Source organism: Cobetia sp. SIMBA_158, from assembly GCF_046566945.1.
GTDB classification, from domain to species: domain Bacteria; phylum Pseudomonadota; class Gammaproteobacteria; order Pseudomonadales; family Halomonadaceae; genus Cobetia; species Cobetia amphilecti.
Map to the genome: position 1 here is coordinate 1 of NZ_JAWJYL010000173.1, position 316 is coordinate 316.

The window sequence follows — 316 nt, forward strand, 5'->3', positions numbered from 1 at the left end:
GTCATACTTTCCACTACGCTTCCACCAATGATTGAGCCAAGTGCTATACCAATATTAAAAGCGGCTATATTTAATCCAGATGCAACATCCACAGCATTAGGTGTATGTTTTTGTGCTTGTTTTACAACGTAAAGCTGTAAGCCTGGCACGTTACCAAACGCAAAGGCGCCCCAAACTAAAATTGTAAGTACGGCAGCTACTTTATTATCCATGGTAAATGTAAGTGCCAATAAAATAATGCTAAGAGCACTAAATATAATACTGAGTGCACTTATTGGGCCGCGTTTATCCGCAAGTTTTCCACCCCAAATATTGC

At 39.9% G+C, this 316-nt stretch carries 1 pseudogene; it reads right to left on the reverse strand.

What is annotated here, in order from left to right:
- Nucleotides 1-316, reverse strand: a pseudogene (locus R2R70_RS19505) (MFS sugar transporter); the annotation flags it as partial.